20 protein-coding genes are annotated in these 20,328 nt (G+C 53.5%); 6 read left to right on the forward strand and 14 right to left on the reverse strand.

The features are described from left to right. Window positions 1-122: 122 nt before the first annotated feature. Window positions 123-329, reverse strand: coding sequence for an exonuclease (locus tag FLT43_RS07155; protein ID WP_087442657.1), 207 nt, complete (start codon window positions 327-329; stop codon window positions 123-125). A 460-nt stretch (window positions 330-789) separates the two neighbouring features. On the opposite strand from FLT43_RS07155, the gene FLT43_RS07160 reads away from it, so the two are divergent. Next, complete coding sequence (locus FLT43_RS07160; protein WP_087442356.1) at window positions 790-1,305, forward strand: helix-turn-helix domain-containing protein; 516 nt, start codon at window positions 790-792, stop codon at window positions 1,303-1,305. Window positions 1,306-1,370: 65 nt separating this feature from the next. Here the strand turns inward: FLT43_RS07160 and FLT43_RS07165 are convergent, their stop codons facing one another. Together FLT43_RS07165 and FLT43_RS07170 are read right to left on the reverse strand one after the other, a co-directional pair. Next, window positions 1,371-2,237 carry a YitT family protein gene (locus FLT43_RS07165; RefSeq protein ID WP_087442355.1) on the reverse strand — a complete coding sequence of 289 codons (867 nt, stop codon included), beginning with the start codon at window positions 2,235-2,237 and terminating at the stop codon, window positions 1,371-1,373. Between the two features lie 131 nt (window positions 2,238-2,368). Further along, a complete protein-coding gene (locus tag FLT43_RS07170; RefSeq protein WP_087442354.1) occupies window positions 2,369-2,815 on the reverse strand; it encodes a MarR family transcriptional regulator in 447 nt (148 codons plus the stop codon). Between the two features lie 373 nt (window positions 2,816-3,188). On the opposite strand from FLT43_RS07170, the gene FLT43_RS07175 reads away from it, so the two are divergent. After that, window positions 3,189-4,916, forward strand: coding sequence for a methyl-accepting chemotaxis protein (locus FLT43_RS07175; protein ID WP_087442353.1), 1,728 nt, complete (start codon window positions 3,189-3,191; stop codon window positions 4,914-4,916). Window positions 4,917-5,207: 291 nt separating this feature from the next. On the opposite strand, the gene FLT43_RS30795 is transcribed toward FLT43_RS07175, so the two are convergent. From FLT43_RS30795 to FLT43_RS07205, 6 genes are all read right to left on the reverse strand, one after another. Next, on the reverse strand, window positions 5,208-5,366 hold the full coding sequence (locus FLT43_RS30795; RefSeq protein ID WP_087442352.1) for a transposase: 159 nt from the start codon (window positions 5,364-5,366) through the stop codon (window positions 5,208-5,210). 573 nt (window positions 5,367-5,939) lie between these two features. After that, entirely contained in the window at window positions 5,940-7,535 is a 1,596-nt protein-coding gene (locus FLT43_RS07185) for an S-layer homology domain-containing protein (RefSeq protein WP_164776583.1), read from the reverse strand. Between the two features lie 92 nt (window positions 7,536-7,627). After that, window positions 7,628-8,272 carry a GTP pyrophosphokinase gene (locus FLT43_RS07190; protein WP_087442351.1) on the reverse strand — a complete coding sequence of 215 codons (645 nt, stop codon included), beginning with the start codon at window positions 8,270-8,272 and terminating at the stop codon, window positions 7,628-7,630. A 151-nt stretch (window positions 8,273-8,423) separates the two neighbouring features. After that, window positions 8,424-9,140 (reverse strand): kasugamycin N-acetyltransferase AAC(2')-IIb, encoded by a 717-nt coding sequence (gene aac(2')-IIb / locus FLT43_RS07195; protein ID WP_244194178.1) that lies wholly within the window; start codon window positions 9,138-9,140, stop codon window positions 8,424-8,426. Between the two features lie 134 nt (window positions 9,141-9,274). Continuing rightward, window positions 9,275-10,315 carry a phosphotransferase enzyme family protein gene (locus FLT43_RS07200; protein ID WP_087442350.1) on the reverse strand — a complete coding sequence of 347 codons (1,041 nt, stop codon included), beginning with the start codon at window positions 10,313-10,315 and terminating at the stop codon, window positions 9,275-9,277. Between the two features lies 1 nt (window position 10,316). Next, a complete protein-coding gene (locus FLT43_RS07205) occupies window positions 10,317-10,856 on the reverse strand; it encodes a protein kinase family protein (protein WP_115057854.1) in 540 nt (179 codons plus the stop codon). A gap of 180 nt (window positions 10,857-11,036) precedes the next feature. Here FLT43_RS07205 and FLT43_RS07210 point away from each other — a divergent pair, with 180 nt between their 5' ends. The 3 genes from FLT43_RS07210 to FLT43_RS07220 are packed head-to-tail and all read left to right on the forward strand — an operon-like array spanning window position 11,037 to window position 15,164. Further along, a complete protein-coding gene (locus tag FLT43_RS07210; protein WP_087442348.1) occupies window positions 11,037-12,329 on the forward strand; it encodes a glycosyltransferase in 1,293 nt (430 codons plus the stop codon). A 28-nt stretch (window positions 12,330-12,357) separates the two neighbouring features. Then, window positions 12,358-14,001: a CotS family spore coat protein gene (locus FLT43_RS07215; RefSeq protein ID WP_087442347.1), complete on the forward strand. Its 1,644-nt coding sequence runs from the start codon at window positions 12,358-12,360 to the stop codon at window positions 13,999-14,001. Window positions 14,002-14,021: 20 nt separating this feature from the next. Next, window positions 14,022-15,164, forward strand: a complete 1,143-nt coding sequence (locus FLT43_RS07220) for a glycosyltransferase family 4 protein (RefSeq protein WP_087442346.1) — start codon at window positions 14,022-14,024, stop codon at window positions 15,162-15,164. A 38-nt stretch (window positions 15,165-15,202) separates the two neighbouring features. Here FLT43_RS07220 and FLT43_RS07225 read toward each other — a convergent pair whose 3' ends face one another. The 3 genes from FLT43_RS07225 to FLT43_RS07235 are packed head-to-tail and all read right to left on the reverse strand — an operon-like array spanning window position 15,203 to window position 18,467. After that, on the reverse strand, window positions 15,203-16,150 hold the full coding sequence (locus FLT43_RS07225) for an NAD-dependent epimerase/dehydratase family protein (RefSeq protein WP_087442345.1): 948 nt from the start codon (window positions 16,148-16,150) through the stop codon (window positions 15,203-15,205). A gap of 44 nt (window positions 16,151-16,194) precedes the next feature. Next, window positions 16,195-17,496, reverse strand: a complete 1,302-nt coding sequence (locus FLT43_RS07230; protein WP_087442344.1) for a UDP-glucose dehydrogenase family protein — start codon at window positions 17,494-17,496, stop codon at window positions 16,195-16,197. Continuing rightward, window positions 17,493-18,467, reverse strand: a complete 975-nt coding sequence (locus tag FLT43_RS07235; RefSeq protein WP_087442343.1) for a sugar phosphate nucleotidyltransferase — start codon at window positions 18,465-18,467, stop codon at window positions 17,493-17,495. Before FLT43_RS07235 ends, FLT43_RS07230 begins: the two co-directional genes overlap by 4 nt. Window positions 18,468-18,705: 238 nt before the next feature. On the opposite strand from FLT43_RS07235, the gene FLT43_RS29265 reads away from it, so the two are divergent. Next, window positions 18,706-19,113 (forward strand): hypothetical protein, encoded by a 408-nt coding sequence (locus FLT43_RS29265; protein ID WP_164776585.1) that lies wholly within the window; start codon window positions 18,706-18,708, stop codon window positions 19,111-19,113. Window positions 19,114-19,187: 74 nt separating this feature from the next. On the opposite strand, the gene FLT43_RS29270 is transcribed toward FLT43_RS29265, so the two are convergent. Next, a complete protein-coding gene (locus tag FLT43_RS29270; RefSeq protein WP_174818217.1) occupies window positions 19,188-19,379 on the reverse strand; it encodes a hypothetical protein in 192 nt (63 codons plus the stop codon). Between the two features lie 340 nt (window positions 19,380-19,719). Further along, window positions 19,720-20,049, reverse strand: coding sequence for a DUF3973 domain-containing protein (locus FLT43_RS30475; RefSeq protein WP_240927222.1), 330 nt, complete (start codon window positions 20,047-20,049; stop codon window positions 19,720-19,722). Window positions 20,050-20,328 lie beyond the last annotated feature (279 nt).

A 20,328-nucleotide genomic window follows, 5' to 3' on the forward strand; every position in this document is an offset into this window, starting at 1 on the left:
GCCCCCGCTCGGCGCAGCCGGACGGCCTGTCTGTCGGGCAGGCCGCCGCTGCAGCGCGTCAAGCCAGCCGCAAGCCGTCCGGCTCCGCTTGCTCGATCGGGTCTGTGCCGCTCAGGCCCGCTTCAATGCCCGCATTCATGCATACTATGGCATACCGGGCACCTTTCTCCCTGGCATGCATTCTCCAGCAGCACGGCCTGCTCGATCAGCTTCTTCAGATCCCGGACGGCCATCGGCCTCGTGTACTGCTCGTCGTCATCCAGCAGGCAGGCAATCTCCAGCAGTCCTGTCTTGAGCTGGCTGCAGTGCACCAAGTGATGAATGTTCATCTCTCTTCCCACCTTCTTCATCCATTGTACGCTTTCCGCTTCTGCCGTCTTGATCAAGCTGTCTGTGACACATTTCGCTATTCATGAATAGCATTCAACAAATCGTTCTCCGCCGCGCTTTTCATTCCGCCCCTCCTTCCCCTGCGGGAACGCAACCTTCCCGGGCGCAGCCCTTCTAGCCCCTCTATCCCAACCATCCCTTCAAGCCCTTCAATCGCTTTAATCCCTTTAGACCCCTTTAGTGCCATATTTAGCCCTTTCAAATGCCGTGTCTTCAGGATTCTGCGCGTGTCAGTCTCGGCTCATACAGAACCATCTGTCCGGTGACCGAGAGGGTAAGGGACTTTGCTCCACACGCATGGTATCCAGGGATAGCGCCGCTTGCTATTACTATACCTCAATGGTATGCTGTTTGCAACTCATGAATCGCGAAAAATTACGGGAAAGGAGGTTATGCCAAATGAACATCGGAAAGATATTGAAGGAACTGCGGGGCAAGCGCTCTTTGCGGGAGATTGAGCGTGAATCCGGAGTCAGCCATACCTATTTGAGCAGTCTGGAAAAAGGACGCGACCCGCGCACGGGCAAGGAACGCAAGCCGACGCCCGATACGCTGAAGAAGCTGGCTCAGGTCTATTCCGTTCCGTACGAGTGGCTGATGAGCGCCGCCGGATATATGGATCTGGAGGAAGGCCCTGCGGATTCCGAGTACGAGAACGGGGAGCTGCCTCATCCGGCGATGCAGACGGACAGTGCGGGCTGGAATTACCGCGCCGGCGGGAACAAGCTTGCGCCTCGCGGCGTCAAGGAGAAAAAGCCGTTCTACGAATTGACGGAGGTGTTGAACGGCAGCGCCCCTGTCCATTATTATGGCCAGCCGATGAGCCGGGAGGAGCGGGAGCGCGCTTTGGCCATGCTGGAAGTGCTGTTCCCAGGCCGGCGGCCCGCATCGAATGCGCCGAAGGAGAAGCGCTGACATGCGGCGCTTGTCCGGAAGCAGCTGCGGCCCCTCCCGCATTCGTCCGGGAAGGGCCGCTTTTTTTAATGAATATTCGCTTTGCTGAAATTGCCGCCGAGCACATCCGATACGGTCTCGATGGCGATGAAGGCCTTCGGATCGATATCCTGCACAATCGCCTTCAGCTTCGCCACTTCCAGACGCGTAAGCACGCAATAGATCATTTGCGTATCCTCGCGCATGTAGCCGCCTTTGGCGTAGATGAATGTCGTGTTGCGGCCAAGCCGGTCGATAATGGCCTGCGATATTTCATCATACTCCGACGATATGATCGTAACCGACTTGGATTCGTTCAGGCCTTCGACGACGATATCGATCATCTTGAAGGCAATATAGTACGTGAAAATGGAGTACATGGCCGAATCCCATCCGAACACGAAGCCGGCAACGATGAAAATAAATACGTTGAAGATCATGATTAACTGGCCGACGGGAACGTTGATTCTTTTGGATATCAGGATCGAGACAATCTCCGTCCCATCCAGCGATCCGCCGAAGCGGATGACGAGACCGACGCCCGCCCCGAGCATAATGCCGCCGAACATAACGGCGAGCAGCTTCTCGTTCGTGAACGCTTCCGCATGATGGAGCATAGCGGTCGTCAGCGACATAACGGCAATGCCGTACAGGGTGGAAAAGGCGAATGTCTTGCCGATCTGCTTATACCCAAGCATCAGGAACGGCACGTTGAGAAGGAACAGGAACAGTCCGAGCTTCAGCGAAGTCGTCTTGGACAAAATAATCGATATCCCCGCTATTCCCCCGTCAATAATGTCGTTAGGCACTAGAAATATTTCCAGCGCTACGCCCATCAAGACAGCGCCTATCGTAATAAATACAACACGTTTGATAAGATCCAGCATATTTGTTTTCTTATGAGTGCGAACCATAAATCTCCTCCAAACTATAAAAGTAATCGGTATATCATCCCCATCCAGAGAATGGCCATTCCAGGATGGGTATACGCGCAATGCCAATGTGCGGGCCTGCTGCCTTGCCCTGCGGAACCGGCAGCCGCCTTTTATTCCCCGCCTTTATACACGAGCGACTTCGCTGCCAGCTTCTCGCTCAGTTGGACCAGCTGCTCCAGCTCATCCTCTTCCAGCAAGGACAAGTAGGCCGTCAGCGTCCGCCTCGACCTGTCCTGCGCCTGCCGCAGCAGATGGAGGCCGGCTGCAGTAATCGAGATGAGCACGACCCGCCTATCGGACTTATCAGGGTAGCGGTCGACCAGCCCGCTGTCGAGCAGCCGATCGATCATCACGGTAACCGCGCTGGAGGTCACGCCTAATTGTTCGGCGAGCATGGACACCTTGCCCGGTCCCCGCCGCTCAATGACGTTCAGCAGCGAGTACTGCGCGATCGTCAACCCCAATTCCTTCACGTTCGTCATGTCATGCCATAGCGTACGTGCCAAGACCGTCATCGCCTGTTCATAACGATCCACCCACAATGACATGCGCTCCATCCTTCCACTCCTTCCGGCGGCACTGAGATATTAAAAGATTCATTAATTAAAGTGTCAATTAATTAAATGATTTAATCATTATATAAGCAAAAAAAAGCCCGAGTCAAGTAGGTATATTTGCCTAATTACAACAAATAAATTGAATAATTTTACAAAAAACGACGCAAATTTTAGAGTTCTATCTAAAGAATATCGAAATTTGTCGATAAATATGATAGCCTCATTTGCTCATGCATGATCCCTTGCCAGCAAATGATGTTTAACCATTTTCCAAAAGCAGGGGGGGGAAACTCACACACTGGGCCAAAACATAGGTTTATAATCACAAACAAGCATCGAAATCTAATTTGGATGGCAAAGGGCGGAGTTCAACATGAAAACGAGATTTCATTTTCGGTTCCGGCATTTAAAAACAGCGATTAAAATCTATATCTTGGTTGGGATTGGCGTGTTGTTATTAGGGATCAGCACACTTCTCTCTTATAGCTCCATTCGTGAAATCAATAATAGTACCGAGGTCATTTTTAACCACAATCTGAAATCTATAACCTGGCTAAAACAAATTCAGGTGAATAATCGCTCAACGGATACCGCTATCTTCGAGCTCATGGCCAATAACGATGCGGAGGGCAATAAGCGTCTGAAAGATGCCATTGATAATTTTCAAAAAGATAACAAACAATTACTCGAAAACTATGCTGCTATCCTAAATCATGAAGCGGAAAAAACATTATACGACGAGTACAGTAAATTATTGCCGGCTTATCAGCAGCATATTACCAACGTGATCGGGCTGGCCGTGCAAAATAAAAACGCGGAAGCTTTCACTTATTATAATGATAAGGCGAGAGAGACCCGCGCGGAGCTTCAAAACCTGCTCACGGAACTGGTTGAATGGAATCAGAATCTGGCGCAGGAGGAAGCGGCTGCGGCGACAAAATTAGGGAAAAACGCCATAATGAACAGCTTGTTGATTGGCGGACTAGCCCTGCTTGTGAGCATCGCAATGGGACTGTTCATCATCAAAGCTATTGTCGCTCCGCTCAAGGAGATGCAGCTGTTGATGAATAAAGCGCAGCAAGGCGATCTTACGGTCCGTGGTACATATGATTCGAAGGACGAGGTTGGAAAGGTCATGGAAGATTTCAATCACATGATTGACGGCCTCTCCACGATTATGAGAACAGTAGATAAGCAGGCTCAGGTTCTATACGAAAGCTCGAGTCTCGTAGCCGATAACGCCAAGGAGACCGCCAGCGCAACCGAACAAATCGCCGCTTCCATGGAGCAAGTCGCCGCCGGATCCAAAAACCAGCAGGCAGCGTCCAAGGAAAACGCAATCGCGCTCGAGGAAATGGCCAAAGGCATCGAAGTGATTGTGGATCGAGCAACCAGCGTAACAGAATTGTCCAGTTACTCATCCGGACAGGCGGAGCAGGGCAATGCGATATTGAATGAGGCGGTCAGCCAAATGAAGGCCATTCATGATTCGGTAAAGATGACGGGGGCCGCCATTGGACAGCTCAATGAATCCTCGGAGCAAATCGGGAAGATCATCGATGTCATCACCAATATCGCCAGCCAGACCAATCTTCTTGCCTTGAACGCATCCATCGAAGCGGCAAGGGCGGGAGAGAGCGGCAGAGGGTTCAACGTAGTAGCGATGGAAGTGCGCAAATTAGCGGAGCAGTCGGAGGATTCCGCGAAGCAAATCGCAAGCTTAATCGAGGAAATTCAGGGCAGCATGCAGCAGACGACAAAATCAATGCAGCTTGTGCAGAAGGATGTCTTATCTGGTATGGAAATCGTGGACAAGGCCGGACAGGCGTTCGAGACCATTTTGGATACGGTCCAAAAAGTCACCTTCGAAATGCAGGAAACATCCGCTTCTACCGAAGAAATGTCGGCAGGAACGGAAGAAATCTCGGCCTCGGTTGAGGAAATGGCCTCGATCGCAGAAGAAGCATCCCAGACGGTGCAAACGGTCGTATCGGCATCCGAAACACAGCTTGCTTCCGTCCAGACGATTTCCGCTTCCACGGAGCAGTTGAGGGTGCTGTCCCAGGAATTGCAAGCTATCGTGAAGCAATTCAAATTATAAAAGCATTCCTTGTCCATGAAAGAAACCAGCTAATACCTTGCCAATAGGCACTTCAGAATCAGGTTCTCTTGGATACTGTATTTACAGCATGTCAACTAAGCCTCCATGCATTGGAGGCTTATGGTTATACTTATCTAGAAAGTGAAGGATTGCCCTTTTGTAACATGGCGTAGACGTGAGGCTATCACGGGCTGCTTTATGGGGCTTTCCTTCGCTTTATTCTTGTCTAATCTTAAACCACATGATCCACACATTACCGCCAAATAGGCAGCTTTTCTCAGCAGCTTGGAATCACGTTTTTGTCATTTTATTTCCACTAGCTGTGAACTTTCCAGATCGAAAAACACTTTGAACTAGCCCTGCCTTCGCAACGATTTGTTTAGGATGACTAAACTGAGAAGCGTCTCCAATCTTTTCCACCATAACGGCGGCTACTTTGTGCTCACACATGCTATGGATCCGAATCCGATTAATTCATCGGTTTTTACTTTCCGTAGTCCTGCTCTTCTAGCTCGGTGTACTTGCAAAGGATTGACGAGGATGATTTCATATGTTTCACGTGTACGAGGTATTTCCCCAGTGGGCTGTCACATTCTCCCGGCTACCGCCATGATAAATTGACCAAAAACAAGGCCAACCAGAAAACTCTGGATGACCTAATAATGGGGTGTCCGAAAAGTAGTATATAGCTACAGTGAGACAGCCTTCCTGATTCTCAACGCTCGACTTGCCGAAAAACTGCAAATATGCAGCTTTCATTTATGCCATGTACTCCGCTGCAGTGAATCCTGCAAAACTGCATCAATTTCAGACTATTCAATGGAAAAAAGACAAAAGTCGATGAAAATAATGTACTTTTGCAGGAGCTTCATCAAATAGTGGCTTAAATCGCCGACCCCGGTCATTTTGCAATGCCTATCAATCCCTGTCAATCCCCGTCAATGCCTAGCAATCCCTGTCAATGCCTATGAGACTCTGAGATATCCTCTTTGTTGTGTGGGGCATATCGCTGCCCTTGCCGCGCTAGAACGAATATGAAGCATATCTCCACGCATTGTCCAGCGCATTCCAAATATCATCGGTCTCGGCCCCTGCATACCAGTATGCGAAGCCGGCGATATCGCGGTTCGCGGCCATCGCATACTTCGCGGCAAGAGAACGGCTGTCCTCCGCCCAGACGAGATGCCGAACGCCGCTTGCCGTGAAGTCCGCCACATACTGAGCCGTCTTGCCGTCCCATTTTGTCTTGCGTGATCGAAGCAGCTCTCCTTGTTCGATCAAGGTCAAGTCGCGGGAAGATAGCTTCTCCCCCTGCACGCTCCACTCTCTCGTATAGAAGGGAAGCCCGGCTATCACCTTGTCCGAAGGAACCGACTGCAGCAGCTTATCCAATGCACGCTGCACCCAAGGCAGCGATGAGACGGAACCGGCCGTCGGGGCGCCATCCCAATGCTCGTCATATCCCATCAGCACCATGTAATCCGCCGCCTCTCCCAAGGCCGCATAATCGAAGGCCTCAGTCCAATCGGTCCCCAGATCCGGAGACACGTCAACAGACAGCACCGCCTCCAGCCGATGCAGCTCGTCAGCCAGCTCGATGACGAAGGCGGTGAGCGCTTCCCGGTCCTTCGGATACACATTTTCAAAATCGAGATTCAAGCCGTCGAGCCCATACTGCTTGACATAGCCCGTAAGCTTCGATATGACGGCGTTCTTCCGTGCCGGATCGGTGAGCACTTGATGCGTCAGCTCCGCATTGAACCCGTTGCCCACCATCGCCCAGACCTGCTTGCCATTCTGCTTCGCCCAATTGATGAGCGTCCTATCGGTATGATCAGAGACCGTCTGGGAAGAATCAAGAAAATACCATCGTGGCGACAATGTATTAACAGACGAGGAAGCAACTTGGGCTATGTACTGCTGCGTCGTCAATCCATACTGCCACCCCAGCTCAATGCGCTGCGGCGGAGCCGCATCCAACGCGTTCGCCCAATCCGGCTGCTGAAGGGCGCGATGCAGTACGGCGGCCGTTTCTTGGCGGGTCATTGGATCGTTCGGGCGGAACTTGCCTCCATCTCCGTTCATCAGATTCTGCTGCTGCATCATGCTGACATACGGAACCGCCCATTCCGCGATAAGGGACGCGTCCTCGTACGACGGCCAACCGGCAGCCGACTCCTTCGGTTGCTTGAACGTCCGCATCATGATAGCCGCCGCTTCTTGCCGGGTTACCGGCCGCTGCGGCTCATAGGAACGCGCTCCCGTTCCATCCACCAGTTGGAGCAGCAATCCCGCCTGCACCGCACCGTAGTACCACGCCTTGCGCGGCACGTCATCGAATGCGGGAATATCGCTGGCCACGGGCTGCACCTTGAGCAGACGGTTCACCATCGAGATGAACTCGGCGCGGGTCACCGGTTTCTCCGGTTCAAAGGTCCTGTTGCCGAAGCCGGTTACAATGCCTTGGTTATAGAGAGCGACAATATCGTCCTGGCCATAGAGGCCCTCGATGTCATCGAAGGGCAGCGGGGCGCTCTTCGATTCTCCCCATGCCAAGCTTCCTGTAATGAACATGGCGGCCGCAGCCGCCACAACAACGAATTTGCGTCGAAAATTCAAATCGGATCTCCTTTCTTTGCTAGAGATGATAGATTATGCTCATCCTCATCCTAGCAAAAAAGAGAAAATCCGTAGATGCTAAAATATTGGTATTATGAAGAAGTAAGTAATTGATTGCGCAGCAGCGACATCTGCCGATCCATCTGGAAGGATGACTGCGCCAGCGCCTTTAATTGTTTTTTCGCTTCATCGGGGATGTCTCCCCCTTGGTACTTGTAGTTGAGCTTATGCTCCGTCGCCGCCCAGAAATCCATGGATGACGTCCGCAGCTGAATCTCCGCCGGAATCCACAATACGCCTTCCGACAGAATCACCTGAGTCTGAACGACCAAATGCAAGCTCATATACCCGCTTGGCTTCGGGTTTTGGATATAGTCTTTGATCTGAATAACGCGAATGTCCTCCCGTTGTTCAATATGCTCCTTCATCATGTAGACGTCATCGATGAACGTCGTCACGATGCGAAGGCCGGCGATATCCCGAATCTCCTCCTGCACGATCTGCTGGTTGAACGGGATGTTTTTGCGTTCCATCTTTTTAAGCAGAGACAGCGGATCCTTAATTCTCCCCTTGATATGCTCGATAGGGGAATATCCATGCCTTGTCTTCCATTCCAAATCAATGATCTGGAAATCGCTTTTCAGCTCATTCAGCGCCATTTGATATTGACGGAAAAACCCGCCCCAATGCTTTTGCAGTGCTTCCAGTATTTCAAAGCGTCCAATCATCATATTCATGCTGGTTCCTCCATTGCTGTTAGCCCTATATATTTCAGCTTACGCTACACGGATTCGATTTTCAAATCGCCCGTTCGGCAGGACCTTGTGAACGAAAAAAACCGCCCTGGGAGGCGGCTGAAAGGTCACCGGCTGCAAACGCGAGATGAGGTCAAATGATGGTGAAATTAACTCCATATAAGGATAAAGCTAACTTTCGCGCCACGTGCTGGGATGACTGATTCTCTCCCAACGTGCTGTATAACGGCCAAGCGTCCATCTCCCGCACCGCCTGTGCCCAGCCGGCAACAACGGCACCGGCATATCCCTTTCCACGATAGTTATCCAAAGTCTCCAGCCCCGCTTCATGCGCCCCGGATGCGATGCGAACGCTGCGGCAGATCGAGACCGCCCTGTTATCGCGCACGAGCGCTATGCAGGGCTGTGCATAGTCTATTTCCGAGGTCAGCCATTCGAAACCGCCGTGCAGCAATTCGGTGCTATTTGTTCGCGTGATGCGGACGATCTCCCTTGTCGGCACGATGTCAGGAACAAGATAACAAGGCCCCATCGTGAAGCGTTCGCCGTGAAGAAGGTTCATATACGCCTCACAATGTCGCGGCTTCGTGCGAAAGTCCCGGATGATCGGTTCGTCGGCGCATAATTCCTTCAGCTGCGCGACAAGCTTCTCCGGGACATCATGCCGAATCCGGCAGAGAGCCGAACCCTCGATGGTCCGTCCCAGGAAAAACCGGGGCGCAGGGGGCTGGCCGGGCCAGGGCTCGTTAATCGTGAGAAGCCGCATGTTCCGGTCATGCGTAAACATCGCCTCCGCATGCAATTCCATCAACTTATGGGCGGCAGGCTTGATATTGTGCGGATAATTCAAGCTTACATCCCTCCGATCCTCCAAAATAAACGGGTTCCGTACGTTCGTCCGCTTCTATCATACCAAAAAATATCCAAACATTGCACGGCAATGGTTGCTCTTGCAGCCCGAAACATAAAAAACAAGCGGGTGCTTCACCCGCTTCCGATGTGGCCTTCCGTTCCATGTTCATCCCCTGAGCAATTAAGCGATTTCCCGCTTGCCGAACGCGCCAGCTCGCTGACGCGGCGGCCTCCCTCCCCCTGCATCCATTCCAGAAAAGGCATTTGCCGCTGGAACTGCCGCTTCCATTTCGCTGCCGGATCGGTCGCATAAGCCGCCTGGCAGAGGAAGAACAAGCTTACCCGAGAAAGCGCAGCAGGAAGAGCGCGAATCTCTTCGTCGGTCAGTTCCCCATAGCCTGATAAAAAGGCGGCATCGAACGTCTCCGCATATTGCGGGAGCAGCAAATAGATAACCCATAGCGCATAGGCCACGTCGAACAATCGGACGCCATGCTGCACGAAATCGAAGTCCATCACGCAATTGACATCGTTAACCAGATACCGCTGATTCCAAAAATGCCAATCGCCATGAACAATGGAATGAGGCAGCATCGGTTCGGCTTCATCATATTGCTGTACAATCCGCTCCAGAAAATAGGACGCGCGGGACAACTCCTCGGCCGGGATGGCCGGCAGCGATCGAAGGTGACGGAACGTCTCGGCAAAATAATCGGTCGAACGATAAAATGACCATTCCGGAACTGGCCCCGGCTTCATATCCCGCAGCAGACGGTGGAACTTCCGCAGCATGCCTGCACTCGCCCGCACTTGCTGTTCCCGGCATTGGAAGCTTCTCCCCCGTACAAATGGGGTCACTTGAATTCGCTGGCCCTCATCATACATGATGCTGGCTCCCTGCTCATCCTGTAACGGCCGCAGCACGGGAATTTCTTCTTCTGGCAAGGCATCCAGCAAGCCGGATACATATTGAAGATGTTCCTCACGAACCGAGGAATTGACAAAGCGAATGACGTAGCTTCCCATCGTCGTCCTGATTTTGACATTGACATTAAAAGAGCCCCGAAGTCTGATCGCTTCCCCCAGCAGATCGCCTAACGAAAAGTGACGGCAAACCCGTTCCACAGTGGTTCGGAAAGCATCGTTCACACCGATATCGAGGGATGCTCCCATTTCAACCACTCCTTCTGATCAATTCATCCCAATCGCGCAGCCGTTCCGAGTCGAGGGCCTTGACATGTTCAAGGAACGAGTCCAGCAGATTCATTCTTCTGAGGCCCCTTGCCAGTACGAAGGGAACGGAGCAAGAACGGGTGTAGGCATGTACCAAGTCAATAATTTTCATCCTGCCGTCCCGATAGAAAAATAGGTGGAACAAGGCAAGGTCGATGCGGGTAAACTTCCTCTTTTTCATCTCGTCAAGGGTATCCAGAATCTGTGCCGCATCATCTCTAGTCAGGCGGCCTGTGCGGCGCAGCCGGGACTGCATCGTCTCCCCGTCCAAGTACTCCATAATGATATAATCCGCTCCGGCCTCATAGAGCTCCGGCAGAATCGGCGAGCCCTTTGCCCGGCAGTATGCTTCACGTTCCAGTTCGGCGTACCGCGCCTTAGAATAGATTTTGACGCATCGATCAGCCGCAATCCGGTACACCGTCCCTTGCCGTCCGCTTCCTATTTTTTCAGCATGGTCGGGCAAACGGTACTCCTTCAATGATGTCACCTCTCTGCATGCAGACTCTGATGCAATATATTCATTGGCTCTCGAAAAAGTAGATAGTCAATGGCGGAAAAGGAATATCATTCGTAAAAATCCACGAGTGTACATGTCACTTTTGTTCCTATGACATATGTATGAAATATACGCTAACCCTTCTATAAAGGGCGTGAATCGATGCAAAAAAGCAAACGGGCGCTGACCGTCAAGAAAAAAACGGGAAGACGTGCACATTCCTCGAGGAGTCGAACCCGCAAACGGACAGGAATGGCCAGCCCCGCTGCCCTTCATCCAGTACCTGCCGATATCTCTCCCGTCCCTTCCCCTACATTATGGCCGCTGCGCATCTTGATGGTCATCGATCAATTCAATATCGGAGGAACAGAGACGTATACGCTCTCGTTGACAAGAGAGCTCATCCGTCAGGGTGCGTTCGTGGCTGTTGCCGGCAAGAGAGGGAAGCTATTGGATTCCTTTGTCGGTCTCGGATGTCCGTACTATGAGATTGATTTCGTACAGGATAATTTCGAGCCTGACGCGGTGAACCGGATCGAGCATTTGAACGTGCTGAAAATGGTTATCCATACGGAACGAATCCACGTTGTGCACGCCCATCAGATTCCTTCTGGCGAACTGGCATGGAAGGCGGCCGAGCACATGAACGTCCCTTTTATCTTTACCGTTCATGGTTGCTATTACGATGGCCTTGTCATGGAGAGGATGCAGGCCGGCACGACCTTCATCAGCGTCAGCCCTGTGGTGCAACGCATGCTGCGCCTTCATGGCGTTGAGTCGCAGACCGTCCCCAACGGAGTCGATGTGGCCGAGTACAACGCCTACAATCCAATGTACCGGCAATACTTGCGCAAGAGGCTCGGGATACCGAATCATGCCTTTGTCGTATTATATGCCGGACGTCTGTCCTGGGAGAAGGCGGATATATGCGAGGAATCGATTCGCACGGTGGCAGCACTGCGCAGATCGGGGAGCTCTCCGTTAATGCTCATGATAGTAGGCGGCGGCCGAGACCAGGAAAAGGTAGCGGAGCTCGCGGAGCGAGAGCGGCAGTTGGCCGGAGAACCGTTTATCATTTTTCCGGGAGAAGTATTGAATATGAGAGCCTGCTACGCCATCAGTGATTGTGTAATCGGAACCGGCCGTATCGGGCTGGAGGCTATGGCCTGCCTGCGCCCTCTTATATCCGCCGGAAGCCGAGGGTTCCTCGGTGTCATCGACGCCAGCAAATATGATCAGGCGTGGGATTGCTGGTTCGGAGATCACCATTCAGAGCAGCCCGTATCGAGAGAACTGCTGATGGCTCATATTCAGCAGATTCGGCAGATGGGAAGCGAAGAGCTAAGCGAGCTGGTGCAGTCCGGAAGGTCCTTCGTAACGGAGCGATTCCATGTCTCCCAAGCGGCAAGCCGGATGCTGGATATTTACCGCCAGCTGGTTCTGCCTGTGATATGACTTACTAACGATGATGGAGGGAAAGCCGTTGGAACAATATCAAATTGGCCCCTGGGAACATCTGGTTCATACCGTTCCGCCCGGAACGATACTGGAACAATATGTGCCCCCTGAAGTGGAGGAAGTAGCACGGCATGTCATGAACCAATATGACATGCAGGTCAGCGGCATGGTGCTGATTACATCGAAGCCGGACAAAGGCGGGGCAATCTGGCGAATCGATACCGACAAAGGTCCCCGAAGTCTCAAGGTGCTGCACCGCGTTCCTGCCCGCAGCCTGTTCAGTATCGGCGCACAGCAGTATCTGGTCGATCAAGGCGCGCGCGTGCCTGCCCTGATTCCAACGACGGCGAATGAGAATTACGTGGAAGCCGGGGGCAAGCTCTGGATTGTAACGGACTGGATCGAACAGATGCAGCCTGTATCCAAAATCGATCTGGAAGGCGCCGCCACACTTTGTTATGGACTTGGCGAATTCCACCGTCTGTCCAAGGGGTATGTTCCTCCCGCACGGGCAGGCAAATCCTCCCGATTGTACACATGGCCGAAATACTATGAAAAAATTATTGCCAAGATCGGGTGGTTCCGCGATATTGCCAACGCCTACGATGAATTCCCGGCGAGCCAGCAACTGCTCGGCGTCGTCGATGAATTCGAGAGACAAGCGCGGGATGCGCTGGAACGGCTGCATGCCTCCAAGTATGTCAGCATGACGGCAATGGGAGAGCCGCATTGGGGTCTCGTTCACCAAGACTATGGATGGTCGAACGGCCAAATGGGACCCGGCGGCATCTGGGTCATTGATTTGGACGGCGTCGCCTATGACTTCCCGTTCCGTGACCTGCGGAAGCTGATCACAAGCACGATGGACGATATGGGCATATGGGATATGGCCTGGATTCGGGGAATGATCGGCGCCTACCACGAGGCGAATCCGATGGATCGGGAGATGTTCGAGCTCCTCTGCCTGGATATGGCTTTCCCGAATGAATTCTACAAGCATGTCAAGGAAGTCGTGTTCGATCCGGTGACCTTCCTCTCCATGGAACTGGAACCGATATTGCAGCGGGTGCTTGCGACCGAGAATACGAAGTGGCAAGCCTTGGCGGAACTGGCCGCCGATGCCGATCAGTATGTGCCTGGCGATTATAGCACGCCGGCTCCGGCAGCTTCGTGGCGCATGGCGCTCCCGAATTCCGTCTTGAATGGAGAGGCGCTGCCGCTCATCGAGGTTCCCGCCTTCCCGCATCCGGAGCCTCCTCCAGCGATGACGGACAGCGGGACTGATGCGGTGGAGGCGCATGCGGAGACACAGGAAGCCGTCTCGGGCGAGCCTTCCATCCCTGTGGCAGTGGCTGCCGAACCGGCACCTGCTGCAGCCGAGTCTGCTGCTCATTCTGCCGCCCCCGAACCCGCAGCTAATAAGCCTGACACGGCTCCGGCCCCGATGTGGCCGCGGGAGACCGGAACGACCCGTCGCCGGAGAAGAAGGGGACGCCGTCGTCGCGCTTCCGCCGGCAGGAAGCGCCCGTCCTGGAGGAGGGGCTCGCTTCGCCGCAAGCGGCGGTTCAGCGCTGCGCGTATCCGCCGTAAGAAGATGATCCGGTTAGCGCGCCGGCATCGGATCGCTCGCTATTCTCGCAGGAAGTCCCGTTTCGGCCAGACTGCCTAAGACAGGAGGAAGCATACAGCATGAATGTATTAATGATCTGTACGGAAAAGCTCCCTGTCCCTAATATTAGAGGCGGGGCTATCCAAACTTATATTGGCGGAGTAGCTCCGCAACTGAGCCAGCATCACCGTCTGACCATTCTTGGAAGGGCAGATCCTGAACTGCCGGATGCCGAAGTCGCAGACGGAATACGATATGTCCGCGTTCCGTCTGACGGCATGTTCGAATTGTATGCGGAAGGAGTTATCGGCTTCCTCTCCCAACAAGGGGAGCATTACGATATCATTCATATTTTCAACCGTCCGCGCCTCGTTCTCCCGGTTCGCAGCGCAGCGCCCGCTTCCCGGATTATTCTCAGCATGCACAATGACATGTTCCACCCAGCCAAGATTCATCCGGAGGAAGGCAGCGCCGTCGTCGAACAGACGGAGCGGATCATTACGATCAGCAATTATATCGGACAGGAAATATGCAGATACCAACCGCATGCCGCGCCGAAGCTGCGCACGGTATACTCCGGCGTAGACCTGTCTCTCTTCGCGCCGTGGATGGAATCCAGCTACGCCCGCAACGAGCGGAACAGCCTGCGCTCCCAGAACCAGCTGGAATCGAAGAAAGTCATCCTGTTCGTCGGCAGGCTGTCGCGCAACAAAGGACCGCATGTGCTGGTCAGGGCCATGTCCCATCTCAAGCATTCAGATGCCGCTCTGGTCGTCGTGGGCGGTGCTTGGTACAGCGACAATAAGGTCAGCGATTATATCGCTTATGTCCGCGCTCTGGCCGCCCGCTCTCCTCTTCCCGTTATTACGACCGGATATGTTCAGTCCGGCGACATCCACCGCTGGTTCTGCGCAGCCGACGTATTCGTGTGCACCTCGATCTGGGATGAACCGCTGGCGAGAGTTCATTACGAAGCGATGGCTGCCGGGCTTCCCTTCTTGACGACGGCCCGCGGCGGCAATCCCGAAGTATTGCTGAATGACAACGGCATGCTCATTACCGATCCGGAAAATCCGATCGAGTACGCCGAGAAGCTGAACCATCTCCTCTCCAATATGGATGCCAGCCGGCAGATGGGGCTGCGGGGCCGGCGGATTGCCGAACAACGGTTCATCTGGCCGCGCGTTGCTCAAGAGATACTGGAGGTATGGAACGGTCAATAACGAACAGACAGGCGCCGAAGGAAGCTCGGCGCCTGTCTTTATGGATATAGTTGCCGGAGCGCCTCTATCTCCGCCGCCAATCCCGCTTGGAGACTAACGCGCGGATGATAGCCCAGCAGAGACTCCGCCTTCGCGATGTCGGCCCAAGTATGGCGGGGTTCCCCGTACGTGTCTCCCGCATACTGTATAGCGGCCTTCTGTTGAAGCAGTTCCTCCAGCAGCATGATGCAGGTCTTCACGGATGCCCGCTCCCTGCCGCCAATGTTCAATATCTCGCCGCGAATTCCATCCGCAGAGACCGCGGCGGCAATCCCCTCGACGCAATCCGATACATACGTGAAATCACGGGTCTGGCTTCCGTCGCCATACAACGTAATCGGATCTCCCTGCAGCAGTTGACGGATGAAGCGGTGAAAGGCCATATCCGGCCGCTGTCTCGGCCCATATACGGTAAAGAAGCGAAGCACCGTGACCGGAATGCCGTCATTGTGCAAATAGACGCGGCACAGCTGCTCTCCCGTTAATTTGCTAACGCCATACGGGGATAACGGCTCCGTCTTGGCGCTCTCGTCGACTCGCCCGCTCTGCTCGCCGTAGACGGAAGAGGTCGACGCATAAATAAACTTGCGCACCGGATGCTGCTTGCAACCTTCCAGCAAGCGCTGCGTCGCCACGATGTTATGTGCGGCATAAGCCGAGAATTCGGGGCCCCAGCTTGATCGTACCCCGGGCATCCCCGCCAGATGGCAGACCACATCAACACCATCCAGCAGCTCCATCATCGGCGCATTCAGCAGGTCGATCTCATGGAAGATGAAGCGCGGATGACCCTGCAAGGCCTGAAGATTAAGCTGCCGATTCCGGCGGGGAGTCGATGATTCGATCAGTCCGTCAACGCCGATGACATGTGTCTGCTCGTCCTGGAGCAGCCTCTCGCAGAGATGAGAGCCGATGAATCCGGCAGCTCCCGTAACTAAAATGTTCACAATACGTCCCCCTCCGTTGTGATGAGACAACCATGAGGAAGTCCCTAGTTGGGCGGTTGGACCCCCACGCCTTGGTATTCGTAGCCCCAAGCCGCCATCTGCGCCGCATCCAGCATATTTCTTCCGTCGAACAGGTACGGCGTACTCATCACGTCCCGAAGCTTATCCCATTCCAAGGCCGAATAGGCGGGCCATTCGGTACAGATAACGGCAGCGTCGGCCCCCTGCAGCGCCTCGTCCGCCTCCAGGCATTGGGTCAGCCTCGCCGTTCGGATGGAGTCGGGGACGCGGGCGACAGGATCATGCACCTTCACCTCGGCCCCATGCTTCAGCAGATAGGAGATGACGGCCAATGAAGGCGCTTCTCGGAGATCGTCGGTTCCCGGCTTGAACGCAAGGCCCAACACGGCTATTGTCCGTCCGTTCAGCGTCTGCAGCTTCCGGCTCAGCCGCGTCATCAGGTATAAGTATTGGGTACGATTGATCTGAACGACCTTCTCCAGGAGCGTTAGGCGCACGCCGTAATGGCGGGCCGTATGCAGCAGCGCTTTGACATCTTTCGGGAAGCAGGAGCCGCCATATCCTATGCCGGCCCGCAGGAAGGAGCGGCCAATGCGCGCATCGAGTCCCATCCCTTCGGCGATGTCGGACACTTGCACGCCGCATTGGTCACACAACCGGGCAAGCTCATTCATGAAGGAGATTTTGGCGGCAAGAAATGCGTTCGAGGCATATTTGATCATTTCTGCGGTAGCCGGTTCCGTCTGGAGGACGGGACAAGACATCGTATGGTACAGTTGACGTACGATGCCAGCGGCTTTATCCGACTCACTGCCGATAATGATGCGGTCGGGGTGAAGCGCATCGTGCAGCGCGCTCCCCTCTCTCAGAAATTCCGGGTTCGAGACGACGTCAAACGGCTGCTCGGAGAGCTGGCTGCCCGCAATCCAACCGGCTAGCTTGCGGTTCGTTCCGACAGGCACGGTGCTTTTGACGACGATCACCTTATACTCTTGCATGTGCTCGCCGATCTGTTCCGCCGCCTGCTGAATGTAACTCAAATTCGCGCTCCCGTCGTTCTCTGACGGGGTCCCGACGCATAAAAACAAGATTTGATGATCTTGAATCGCTTGCTGCGCATCGGTATAGAAGCGTACATTTCCCGATTGAACATGCTTCAGCAGCAGCCCGTCCAATCCTGGTTCATAAAAAGGAAGCTGTCCGTTCTGCATCGACTCCAGCTTCCCCCAATCCGTGTCTATCCCCGATACTGTCCAGCCCAGCTCCGCAAAAGCCAAGGCCGTCGTCGCGCCGACATAACCGAGCCCTATAACCAAGATGTTCATTCAATCCACCTTCCGGATGGTGTCGCGATGAAATGCCGGCTCGCGATCACGCTGTTCAGTTCGGAGTGCTCCAGGTTCACATCTTCCAGCACAATACTGTTCTTCACATGACAATCAATAAGACGGGCACGCGGGCCAATCGTGACATACGGACCGATCGTGCAATCGGTTAATTCACAGCTCGGATCCAATAACACCGGCGGGATAATCCGGCATCCCGGATAATCATGTTCCCGGATCGGTTGCCCCGAACTCTCTAGTCCATCCAATACCCAGCGGTTCGCCTCCAGCCAGCGCTCCGTCGTTCCTACGTCAGAATGATGTCCGTCCGTGATGGAATACGCTACGGAATGATGGTGATCGATGAGCCATTGTATCGCATGGGTAATCTCATACTCTCCCCGGGAAGAGGGAGATATGGAGTGAATCGCGTGGAAGAGAGCAGGAGTGAAGACGTACGCCCCCAGGGACGCCAGGTTGGACTTGGGCCGCTCGGGCTTCTCCTCGAGCCCGATGACAAGATCGCCCTTCACTTCGGCAATGCCATAGTCCTGCGGATACGACACCCTGCCCAGCAGCATCCCGGCATCATGGCCCTTGCGCTCTACCAAGTCACACAGTCCGGACAGAGACTGAGCAATCAGATTATCGCCCAGAAGAAGCATGAACCGGTTCGAAGCGATAAAGCTTTCCGCTTGCTTGACTGCATCTGCAATGCCTAGCGGAATATCCTGATAGAGATATGTCACCGTGATTCCCCATGGTTCACCATGTCCCAGCAGCGCTTCGAATAGCGCTTGGTGGCCGCGTTGGATAACGATTCCAATCTCTTGAATGTTCAACTCCACCAGTTTCTCAATGCAATAGAATAGAAGCGGTTTATTCGCTACGGGCAGAAGCGATTTAGGAGTATCCGAAGAGAATGGCCGAACTCTGGATCCTTTGCCAGCACAGAGGATTAATCCCTTCATGGCACTCGCTCCTTTATTCGTTACAGGCATACACCAGCTTATGCGCTCCTATTCTAGCAAGATAGGGCTTCTGTTCATTCATAGGGAAAATATACTTTTGTGGATCTGGGACCCCGCGGCCAGCAAGCATTTTTCCACGTTCCCCCTCTCTTATTCGTCCATACCTTGTCTGCCGCGTGACATAGAATAGAGGGAAAGCTAATTATCATATTCTTTCTAAAGGAGAGGGTTGAGCGCAATGAGCAAGCTTGAAAATGTAAAAAAACAACTCGAAAATCTGGAAGGGTTGGATAGTATCGAGGTTGAGTACAAGGATGGAGAAGTCGTTGAGTTCGAAGCCGATGGCGGAAGCCTCGACTCTTTCCTGGAAGACATCGATTGGGACAAGGTCACGGATATTGAAGTAGAGCTGGATGGCGGGGACAAGGTTGACTTGGATTGGGATGATGAGGACGACGATGACGACGAGGATGAGAAAGTCAAAGACAGCGGCGAGGAAGACGAAGAGGAAGACGATGAAGATAGCGACGAGGAAGACAAGGATGCAGACGACGAGGAAGAAGACGAAGATAGCGACGAAGAAGACAAAGATGTAGACTACGAAGACGAAGATGACGAGGATGACGATGACGAGGATGAGGACTAATCCTTTCTTATGATTGATACACCAGGAGAAAGCCTTTCTGAAGCGAGACAGCTCCAGAAAGGCTTTTTTCGTGTCTAACTACCAACCGATACTTCCCCTGCGTCCGGGACAATGATGACATCATGCGTGTCGAAGTTGAGGAGCCGGCTTCGGACATCGCTGTTCGAGATGAACACATCCTCCCCGCTGCTGTCGATGCAGTACGCGATCGGAAGCGATACCTCGGAGTCGCGAAAAAAGCCGACCTCATGGCTTGTCCCGATCATCTTGGCATGGTTCGCTCAAGCGATCTGGCGCGCCTTCTCCACCCATTCGTCGAATTGCGCTTGACTGAACATGCCGACACCGATCGGGTGAACGATCAGATCCGGGCGTACGGACTCCATGACGATCCCACCTCTTGGAAATAGAGGACTTATCCTTTTGATGGGAAACCGCCAACCAAGCGGAAAAATAGCGAATGGAACGAGCTTGATGCGCCCATAAGACAGTATGGAAGCGGGGGATTCGTCCGCTTCGACTGCCCCGGTCCGGCGAATGCCGGACCGGGACGTTCCTCTCCCATCGGTCATTGGATGCCATTCCGATGCCGACAGCAGCTTCGGTTCACCACAGCTGGAACCGGTCGATATGCTCGTATACAGGAAAATCGCTGTTCACTTTTTTCCATCCCGCTGTGCCATCCTTTATCATGCGCCGCGAATATTTATATTGGCCGCTGCCTCTGCCGACCTTCTTATTGCACATCCCCAGTTGAATTTTCTCGCCGAGCATCGGCTCGATATAAATCGCGTGTTCAAACACCCAATCTTCAGCACCACATTCTTCGTGTAGCTGGGAACATACGATGCAATAAAACACAGCCACTACCTCCTTATCTCCATAGTTACTCTGAGAGTTCCGTTGCTGCCAAGATACGGGCACCGCGCCGTCCATCGTTACGCTGCTGCGCCGCCAACGGCCCCGTCCCGGGCTTGCGACTGTTTCATGTGTTGCTATATATTACAGCAAACGTTGAGAAAGTGTGCATATTTCCCCCTGCCCATTGCAAATAAATCAACAAAACATTCAATTGAAGCGATTCTGTTGAAGTTTGCTCAACACATTAACCATTTCAACTGGCGATGCTGCCGGGTCCAAAATCTTAAAATGACAAAATTCGACAATTCGTTCTTATCGTCATCGGATTGCCTTCGGATACTTCGAATGCACCTG

Origin of the sequence: Paenibacillus thiaminolyticus, assembly GCF_007066085.1 — a bacterium.
GTDB classification, from domain to species: Bacteria; Bacillota; Bacilli; order Paenibacillales; family Paenibacillaceae; genus Paenibacillus_B; species Paenibacillus_B thiaminolyticus.